General features: G+C 69.1%; 5 protein-coding genes and 3 pseudogenes. 6 read left to right on the plus strand and 2 right to left on the minus strand.

Going from position 1 to position 7757, the window contains the following annotated elements; all coding sequences use genetic code 11:
• The 4 genes and pseudogenes from IC605_RS24275 to IC605_RS24290 all read left to right on the plus strand — a co-directional run.
• A pseudogene (locus tag IC605_RS24275) lies at positions 1-100 on the plus strand (IS5/IS1182 family transposase); the annotation flags it as partial.
• A 33-nt stretch (positions 101-133) separates the two neighbouring features.
• Positions 134-481: pseudogene (locus IC605_RS25330) on the plus strand (PAS domain-containing protein); the annotation flags it as partial.
• 9 nt (positions 482-490) lie between these two features.
• Positions 491-1225: a sensor histidine kinase gene (locus IC605_RS24285; protein ID WP_216329843.1), complete on the plus strand. Its 735-nt coding sequence runs from the start codon at positions 491-493 to the stop codon at positions 1223-1225.
• Positions 1226-1755: 530 nt separating this feature from the next.
• A complete protein-coding gene (locus tag IC605_RS24290) occupies positions 1756-4335 on the plus strand; it encodes a GAF domain-containing protein (RefSeq protein WP_216329839.1) in 2580 nt (859 codons plus the stop codon).
• Positions 4336-4379: 44 nt separating this feature from the next.
• On the opposite strand, the gene IC605_RS24295 is transcribed toward IC605_RS24290, so the two are convergent.
• Entirely contained in the window at positions 4380-5582 is a 1203-nt protein-coding gene (locus tag IC605_RS24295; RefSeq protein ID WP_216329840.1) for a PAS domain-containing sensor histidine kinase, read from the minus strand.
• A gap of 526 nt (positions 5583-6108) precedes the next feature.
• On the opposite strand from IC605_RS24295, the gene IC605_RS24300 reads away from it, so the two are divergent.
• Positions 6109-6519: a DinB/UmuC family translesion DNA polymerase gene (locus IC605_RS24300; protein ID WP_216329841.1), complete on the plus strand. Its 411-nt coding sequence runs from the start codon at positions 6109-6111 to the stop codon at positions 6517-6519.
• Between the two features lie 159 nt (positions 6520-6678).
• Positions 6679-7641, plus strand: a complete 963-nt coding sequence (locus IC605_RS24305) for an alpha/beta hydrolase (RefSeq protein WP_216329842.1) — start codon at positions 6679-6681, stop codon at positions 7639-7641.
• A gap of 15 nt (positions 7642-7656) precedes the next feature.
• Here IC605_RS24305 and IC605_RS24310 read toward each other — a convergent pair.
• A pseudogene (locus tag IC605_RS24310) lies at positions 7657-7757 on the minus strand (IS5/IS1182 family transposase); the annotation flags it as partial.

Raw genomic sequence — 7757 nt, forward strand, 5'->3', positions numbered from 1 at the left:
GGGACGAGATTTAGAACGCTTGTCCTCTACTCTGATCGGCTTTCACTTTGTTGCCGCTTGCGTTCTGATGCTGGCGAAAATCAAGCCATTTTTTGGATAGGGCTTTGCCCAGCCTCTAGCGGCCAGCCAGGCGCGGTATCAGGCCCTGATCGAGGTCACCAACCAGTACGTGTGGACCAACTCGCCGCAGGGCGAGATGGTGGGGGTTCAACCCGGCTGGGAACGGTTGACGGGCCAGAGCCCGGAGGAGTACCGGGGCTACGGGTGGTCTCAGCGGCTGCACCCCGAGGACCGGGAGCCCGCCGTGGAGGCCTGGCACGAGTCGCTGCGGACACGCTCGCTGTACCAGGTCGAGCAGCGAGTCCGCGTCCGGGACGGCAGCTACCGCTCCTTCTTGGTGCGAGCCGTGCCGTTGTTGAACGGGGACGGCACCCTGCGCGAATGGATCGGGCTGCACAGCGACATCACGGAACTCAAGCGGGCCGAGCTGATGCTCAAGGCCTGGGGAAGCGAACTGGAGCGGCAGGTGGCCGCGCAGACCCGGGAGTTGCGGGCGGCGAACGAGGAGTTGGGCGCCTTCGCCTACACCGTTTCGCACGACCTGCGCGCTCCGGTGCGGCACGTGGGGTCCTTTGCGGGCCTGCTGCGCAAGAAGATCGGGGAGGAGCCGGGGCTGCTGCGGTACGTGGACCAGATTGAAGGGGCGGCGACCCGCATGGAGACGCTCACCGACGCCCTGCTGGGGCTGGCCCGGACGGGGGCGGCCCAACTGAACAAGACGGACGTGGACCTGAACTTGCTCGTCTCTGCGTCGCGTTCCGACCTCACCCCGGAGGTGCAAGGGCGGAGCGTGACCTGGCGGTTCGGCGAGTTGCCGGTCGTGCGCGCCGACCTGCGCCTCCTGCGCCAGGTGCTTGCCAACCTACTGGGCAACGCCGTGAAGTACAGCGGGGGGCGGAAGGAGGCGGTGGTCGAGGTCTGGGCTCAGGAGACGCCGCGGGAAGTCACGGTGGCGGTGCGGGACAACGGGGCGGGCTTCGATCCCCAGCACGCGGGCAAGCTGTTCGGGGTCTTTCAGCGGCTGCACCACCAGAACGAGTTCGAGGGCACTGGGGTGGGGTTGGCGAACGTCAAGCGCATCGTCGAGAAACACGGCGGGCGGGTCTGGGCCGAGGGCCGACCCAGCGAGGGCGCGACCTTCTTCTTTAGCCTGCCGCGGGCTTGAGCCGGTCCACGTTGCGTGGACAGGTGAAGGGCCGCACCGGGCGCCTGTACCCTCCTGAGCAGTCTCCCCACGACGCCGCCCTCCACGCCCTGTTCCTCCCGCCCGGTCAACAGGAGGTGCCGCAGCTTGTGGGGCAACTGGGTGCTCAATGTCTGCCAACTCGGTACTCGGTGGGCCGCTCCAGCATCCGCCTGGTCCCCCGGTCGCTGCACCGACGCTTCCACGACGACTCGAACAAGTGCCTTCCCTTCCCGTTGCCGGTGACGCACGGGCAGGGCCAGCGTCTCTCGGAAGCCCGCCCAAAAAGGCACCGCCCGGTCCCAGGTTCACCCAGACCTGTCAGGCATCCAGATCCACGTCGGCCAGCCGATTCCATCTCAACCCCGTCCCGCGAACCAGTTCCACCTCAGGCACCCATCTCTATCGCTGTCAACGCCCTGCCAACTCCCAACGAACCTGCATCCAACCTCGGGGCTTGCCGGGACCCAAACTCCTAGCTTGAATGGGCTATGGACCCTTCCCCTCCCACGATGCGTGCCCTGGTCGCCGCGTTCGACTGGGCGAAGACACCACTCGGTCCCCGCGACACCTGGCCCCAGAGCCTGCGGACGGTCGTGGACCTCGTGCTCTCCAGCCCCCTCTCGATCAGCATCCTGTGGGGCGACGACCTGATCCAGATTTACAACGACGGCTACGCCCGCGTCCTGGGGCCCCGCCATCCGGGCGCGCTCGGTCAGCCGGTCCTCGCCGTCTGGCCGGAAACGCGAAGCGTCATCGAGCCGCTGTACACCGGCGTGCGGCGCGGGGAAACGTTCTCCTTCGAGAATCAGCGGTACGTCCTCGAACGCCACGGCTTCCCCGAGGAAACGTACTTCACCTACGGCTACAGTCCCATCTGGGATGACCAGGGGCGGGTGGGCGGGGTACTCGTCACCGGCACCGAAACGACCGCACAGGTGCTGGCGATTCGGCGTGTGGAGCTGTTGCGGGAACGCGCGGAACAACTCGCCCAGGCACAGACGGCTAGCGACGTTCGGCGGCTCGTGAACACGTCCGGCCCGGTCCCCGACGTGCCCTTTGCGGCGCTGCACCTGGTGGGCGACCAGGACTTCCCGGCGAGGCTGGGTCTGGTGGCCGAGTCCGGGGAGCCGCTGGAGCTGGACTGGCCTGTAGGGGGCGCCGCGCCCCGTCCTGCCCTTGCCCTGCCACTGGACGGCCCTGGACAGGGGCAGGCGTCCGGGGTGCTGGTCCTGGGGCTGAACGTCCAGGTGCCGCTGGACGAGACCTACCGAGACTTTCTCGCCAGTTCCGCCCGGCAGGTCGCGGCGGCCCTCATGCGGGCACAGTCGCTGGAACAGACCGAGCTGTACCGGCAACTGGAGGAGGAGCGCGCGGCGCTCGACGCCTTCACGGCCTTCACCGAGGCGGTCGGGACCGAGACGGACATCTCTGCCCTGGCCCGCAGGGCGGCCGAGGTGCTGCTCGCGCGCTACCCGGGCGGCACCTGCGTGTACTACGAGCCGGAAGGCGACCGGTGGCGGGCACGGGTGTGGAGTGACGATCTGCGCCCCAACCTGCTGGAGTTGCTGGGATCGGGCTTGCCGAGCACGACCCCCTTTATCGCTCAGGTGCTGCAAAGTGGCCGGGCGGTGTTCACGGACCAGTGGAATCCCGAGCAGCAGGAGGTGGAGCACACCGGGGAGTACCGGAGGTCCGGGCACATCCCCATCCTGCTGGGGGGGGATGTACGGGGTCTGCTGGGCTTGGCGAGCCGCGAGCAGCAGCACTGGAATGAGCGTGACGAGGCCCTGTTCGGCGCGGTGGCACGAGGCCTCACCCTCGCGCTGGAACGGGCCGAGCAGACCCGGCACCTCGACGAGGAACGCGAGGCCTTGAACGCCTTCGCCCGCTTCACCGAGGAGACGGCCGAGACCAGCGATGTGGACACCCTCGCGCAGCGGGCGGCCGAGGTGCTGCACGCCACCCTGAACGTCCGCAGCGCAGTGTACTTCGAGCAGGAGGAGGGCCTCTGGAAGGCGCGGCACGTCTCCGGTGCGCTCCTGCCGCAGTTCGAGCACCACCTGCGGGCCGGAGTTCCCTTGAGTGCGCCCAGCTTCGCTCTGCCCACCGAGCGCCGTGAACCGATGTTCTTCGAGCCGTGGGACGCTGCGGCGGACGGCCTCCCGGACTTGGCCATGTACCGGGCGGTGGCGCGCTACCCGCTGTTTGCGCCCGACCATCCGGTCGGCGTCCTGGGCATGGCCTCCCCGGACGCCCCGGCCTGGACCGAGCGGGAGAAGGCGGTATTCCGGGCGGTCGGAGACAGCTTCCGTCTTGCCCTGGAACGAGCGGCGAGAATGGGGCAAGTCGAGCGGCAACGCGAGCGCCTTGCGGACCTGAACGCTGAGCTGGGAAACTTCATCACCCGCACCGCCCATAGCCTGGAAGAACCGGCCCGCCGCCTGGGCCACCCGTTGGACCCTGGGCGTCCCCATGACCCGCAGGCCCTGGAGGGCCTGTCCCCCTACGACCCGGACGCCCTGCGGGACGAGGTGACGCGACTCACGGGGGTGGCCCGCGACCTGCGCCAGCTCTCCACCTTGGAGGGCCACCCGCTCACCCAGGACCTGCTGCCGCTCGGCGAGGTGTTCGAGGACGTGCGCGGGCAGGTGTCCGCGCCCCCACGGGGCAGGCAGACGGACTGGCTGATCCATCCGCTCCCGATTGTGCGGGGCGACCGCGCCCTGCTCCGGCAGGCCCTGGAGGTGTTGATGACCTTCATCCTCAGTGAGACGCGCGGCGCGCGGTACGTGACGGTCGGGAGCCGTGACGTGCAAGGTGAGATGCACGTCACGGTGGAGGACGACGGGGTGGGATTGAGCGGCGAGGAAGCCGCGACCCTCTTCGACCTCGCGGTGCGGACGGACCAGGCTGTGCCCCTGCTCTCCGGGGGCGGCCTGATGCAGGTGCGGCGCATCCTCGCCCGGCATGGAGGCTGGGTGTGGGCGGAGTCTCGCTTGAGTGGAGGCAAGGTCATCCTGGCCTTCCCCCGGGACGAGGCGGTCAACGAATTCGAAGCCCTCTTCCGGCAGGATCAACCCGGGAGGTAACGGCCGAGGGGGACAAGCAAGGCGGCCAGGGCTAGCCGCCGCACTCACTTCTCTGTCGGCGCTTTGGGCCAGGCGAACCAGAAGGTGGCCCCCTGGTCCACCTTCCCTTCCCCCCAGGCGCGGCCCCCGAAACGCTCACACAACCGCCGCACCACGGCCAGCCCCAGGCCCGTTCCCTCGTACACGCTGGACGAATGCAATTTTCCGAACAGCTCGAAGGTCCTGTCCTTCTGGCGCTGGTGGAAGCCCACCCCGTTGTCCTCCACCCCGATGCGGTACTCGGCGGTGTCCTCCTGCACCAGGACGCGCAGGCGGGTGTGTGCCCGCGTCCGGGTGAACTTCAGGGCATTCGAGACGTACTCGTGCAGGATGATCTGCAAGACCTGACTGTCCCCGTACACGGTCGGCAAGGGTGCACTCGTCACCTGAACGTCGCGGCCCGCCATCTCCTCCTGCACGTCCTTGAGCACCTCGCGCAGCACCCGCCCCAGGTCCACGCTTCGCAGCCGGGCGCGCAGAAAGCGGAGCTGCATGTACTGCCTCAGGGAACCCAGCAGTCCCCGCGTCTGCCGCAAGGCCTCCTCCGCGTGCCCCAGGTGGCCCGGCGTCTGTGGATGCTGATGCAGCAGCGTGAGATAGCTCTCGCCTCGGGTGAGGGTGTCGTCCAGGGCGCGCCCGGACGTGAGCATGACGCCCTCGAACTCCTCACCCAGCGCCCGCAGTCTCACCGCCTGGGCCTCGATCTGACGTTCCTGCACCTGCTGGGTGTCCAGCAGGACGCGGTGGGCCAGCTTGAAGGCCGTCACGTCCATCAGGATGACCTGGCAGTAGGGCGCCTCGCCGGGCGGCTGATGCAGCGCGGCGTGCAAGGTCAGGTCGAGGACCTCCCCGCCCGGCGTCAGGAGTTGAATCTCGCCCGTTTGGGGTCCCCGGCCCTCGAACACCCGGCCCAGCAGCGCCGCGAAGGCGGCCTGGGAGGAGGAGGCCAGGAACAGGGTGAAGCTGCGGCCCAGCAGGAGTGGCGCGGACGACCCGAGCAGGGCCGTGCCCCGGGCGTTCACGTCCAGCAGGCGGCCCTGCGGGGTGAGGAGGAAGGCGGGACCCGGACTGTCCTGGAACAGGGCCTGCGCCTGGCTTACGGCCGCCTGGAGGTGCAGGACGCGGGCTTCGAGGGCCTGGAGCTGGGCTTCCAGGCTCGCGGGCGATGCGGGCAGCTCGCTGGTTGGGGCTGAGGGGTCGTGAGTCATGGCGCACCTGGCGGAGTGGGGAGCGGGCTCCCGCGGTGAAGGGGTGTCCCCGGACGGTGAAATGAGCAGGTGCGGTGGCGGATGACTGGTAGCTTACCGTATGTCCCCTGCCCTTCCCCACTGCCTGGGGAGGGCGCGAGCACTTGGCCGGGCTGGACGCCCGATGACGGTGGGCGGCCACAGTAGGCGCAGGGGCAGGAACTCGATCAGGGAACCCAGAGGAGCCGAACCTGGGGATGAGCGGCGAAGATGCCGCCTGAATGGCCTGGTCCCACCCTCTGCCTACCCTCCCTGCTGTTGTGGTCCGGAGTGCCCAGGAGGGCATAGGGAGAGGTGAGCGGCGCGCTGGCCTTTTGCACTGGAATGAAGGGCGGTCCGGGTGTCTTCTTCTAGCCCTTTTACGAGCCGTGGCCGCTTCCCCAGCGCATTCCCTGATGGCCTGGCCTGAGCCCGGCCCGCTTGTTGGCTGAGGACCAGGCCACCGTGTGAGACAGCCGCCAGGAGCTTAACGGACGTTTTCGGGCGGATGGGGGTACAACGCGGCAAACTGGCGCCCCGGCTGCATGACCTGGCGCGGGGGGTGGACGAACGGCCGGTGGAGGCGCACCGGGAGGCGAAGTCCATCGGGGTGGAGGAAACCTTCGAGCGGGACCTCACGACACGGGAGGAGTTGCTGACCCACCTGCCGGGGATCACGGCGGAGGTGGAGACGCGGCTCTCCAAGCGGGGGTACGTGGGGCGGACGGTGGTGTTGAAGCTGCGGTATGAGGACGGAACGCGGGTGACCCGCCACCGCACGCGGGAGGAGCCGCTGGCGAGGGCGGACGAGCTGGCGCAGGCCGCCGCCGAGGTGCTGACCCCGGAGCTGATCGCCGGGCACCGGGTGCGGCTCCTGGGCGTCAGCGTCGTCAACCTCAGCCCCCGGGGCGGGTCCTGAAGCCCTGACCTGCGCCGCTCGCCCCTGGTCAGGTTGGACGTGTGGCCGGAGGAGCGAGGCCGCCGCACCTCCACCCAGACGCTCCCTCCCCACCTGAGGCCGGGTATGCTCAGGCTCATTCTCACGCCTGCACTACGCCCCCCGGAAAGGAAGCTCGCCATGCCGCTGGACCCCAAAGTCAAAGCCACCCTCGACCAGCAAGCCGCCCTGCCTCCCCTCCACACCCTCCCGGTCGAGATGGTTCGCCAGGGCATCGCCAACTCGCTGCACCTGATGCCCACCTCCAGTGCCCCCGTCGCCCGGGTCGAGAACCGCGCCCTCCCCGGTCCTGCCGGCGAATTGCCCGTCCGGGTCTACACGCCCCAGGGCCAGGGTCCCTTTTCGCTCGTCGTGTACTTTCACGGCGGCGGCTGGACCATCTGCACCCTCGACACCCACGACCCCATCTGCCGCGAACTCTGTGCGGGCGCTGGAGCCGTGGTGGTGAGCGTGGACTACCGCCTTGCCCCCGAGCATCCCTTTCCCGCCGCGCCCGACGACTGCTTTACCGCGACCCGGTGGGTGGCCGACCACGCGGCGGAACTGGGTGGGGACCCGGAGCGGATCGTCGTGGCCGGGGACAGCGCGGGGGGCAACCTCGCGGCGGTCGTCGCCCTGCGCGCCCGGGACGAGGGCGGACCGGCGCTGCGGGGCCAACTGCTGATCTATCCGTCGACGGACCTTTTCGGGGAGACCGAATCCCGGCGGGTGAATGGGCAGGGGTACGGGTTGAGCACCGAGGACATGCGCTGGTTTCGGGGGCACTACCTGTCGGACGCGGCGCACGCCGAGCATCCGCACGCCTCGCCCAGCCGGGCGGAGAGCCTGGCGGGGCTGCCGCCCGCGCTGGTGATCACGGCGGAATACGACCCGCTGCGGGACGAGGGCGAGGACTACGCCCGGGCTCTCCAGGCGGCGGGAGCGGAGGCCCAGTTGACCCGGTACGACGGGATGCACCACGGCTTCTTCGGGGGGGTGGGGGTGTACGACCAGACCCGCGCGGCGCTGGATGAGGCGAATGCCTGGCTGCGTGGGGTGCTGGGGGTGGCGGAGCGCGCCGCTCCCGCTGGACGTCAGGGCTAGAGGCTGGGCAAAGCCCTATCCAAAAAATGGCTTGATTTTCGCCAGCATCAGAACGCAAGCGGCAACAAAGTGAAAGCCGATCAGAGTAGAGGACAAGCGTTCTAAATCTCGTCCCA

This window comes from Deinococcus aestuarii, assembly GCF_018863415.1.
Taxonomy (GTDB): Bacteria; Deinococcota; Deinococci; order Deinococcales; family Deinococcaceae; genus Deinococcus; species Deinococcus aestuarii.

Excerpts from the sequence above, each read along its gene's own strand:
- IC605_RS24285 (WP_216329843.1), top strand. The coding sequence starts at position 491 with ATGCTCAAGGCCTGGGGAAGCGAACTGGAGCGGCAGGTGGCCGCGCAG.
- IC605_RS24290 (WP_216329839.1), top strand. The coding sequence starts at position 1,756 with ATGCGTGCCCTGGTCGCCGCGTTCGACTGGGCGAAGACACCACTCGGT.
- IC605_RS24295 (WP_216329840.1), bottom strand. The coding sequence starts at position 5,582 with ATGACTCACGACCCCTCAGCCCCAACCAGCGAGCTGCCCGCATCGCCC.
- IC605_RS24300 (WP_216329841.1), top strand. The coding sequence starts at position 6,109 with ATGGGGGTACAACGCGGCAAACTGGCGCCCCGGCTGCATGACCTGGCG.
- IC605_RS24305 (WP_216329842.1), top strand. The coding sequence starts at position 6,679 with ATGCCGCTGGACCCCAAAGTCAAAGCCACCCTCGACCAGCAAGCCGCC.